Here is a 1080-nt window from a genome sequence, read left to right as displayed (position 1 = left end):
CCGGGCTGGCCGAGCTGCTGGCGTCGGGGCAGGCCGCCACCGACGAGGTGCACCTCGCCGGAGACCGGCTGCTCGCCGTCAACAACCGGCCCACCACGCCGTTCGGCGGAGGGCCCGGCAGCGTCGCAACCATCCGGGACACCACCGAGCTGCGGGCGCTGGCCGGTCAGGCAGAGGCGGCGCGGGCCCGGCTGCGGCTGCTCTACGACGCGGGGCTGCGGGTCGGCACCACCTTGGACGTGGAGCGCACCGCCCAGGAGCTGGCCGACGTGGTGGTTCCCCGGTTCGCGGACTACGCCACCGTCGAGCTGGCCGAGCCGGTGCTGTACGGCGCCGAGCCGCTCCCGGACCGGCTCGGCACCGTGCCGGGCCTGCGGATCCGCCGTGCGGCGGCCAGCGGCGTCAGCGACGACCCGTCGTTCTACCCCGTGGGCTCGCAGATCAGCCCGCTGCCCGGCACGCCGGAGGAGACCGCCCTGACGAGCGGGCACGTCGTGCTCGCCGCCGACCTGCGCCAGGCGCACTCCTGGCGGGCGCGCGACCCGCAAACCACCGACCGAATTCTCGCGTACGGAGTCCACTCGCTGATCTCCGCGACGCTCAAGGCGCGCGGTCTGACCCTGGGCACGGTCAACTTCTGGCGCGCGGGCCAGTCCGCCCCGTTCGGGGAAGAGGACGTCACCTTCGCCGAGGAACTGGTCACCCGCGCGGCGATCTGCATCGACAACGCCCGCCGCTACACCCGCGAACACCGGATGGCCGAGACCCTGCAACGCAGCCTGCTGCCCCGCGGACTGCCCGAGCAGAGCGCACTGGACGTCGCCTACCGCTACCTGCCGGCGCTGCACGGGGTGGGCGGGGACTGGTTCGACGTCATCCCACTGCCCGGCTTCCGCGTGGCACTGGTCGTCGGCGACGTCGTCGGGCACGGCCTGCACGCCGCCGCCACCATGGGCCGACTGCGCACCGCGGTGCTCAACTTCTCCACCCTCGACCTGCCTCCGGACGAACTGATCGCCCGCCTCGACGAACTGGTCGCCCGGCTCGACCAAGACGAGGTGGCTACGGGAGAAGGCGACA

General features: G+C 73.5%; 1 protein-coding gene. It reads left to right on the top strand.

Going from position 1 to position 1080, the window contains the following annotated elements; genetic code table 11:
- The coding region (locus tag ACWDAK_RS41395) for a PP2C family protein-serine/threonine phosphatase (protein ID WP_427396382.1) at nt 1-1080 on the top strand (1080 nt) is incomplete at both ends.

The organism is Kitasatospora sp. NPDC001175, assembly GCF_053598215.1.
This window is presented reverse-complemented; position numbering and strand designations above follow the sequence as displayed.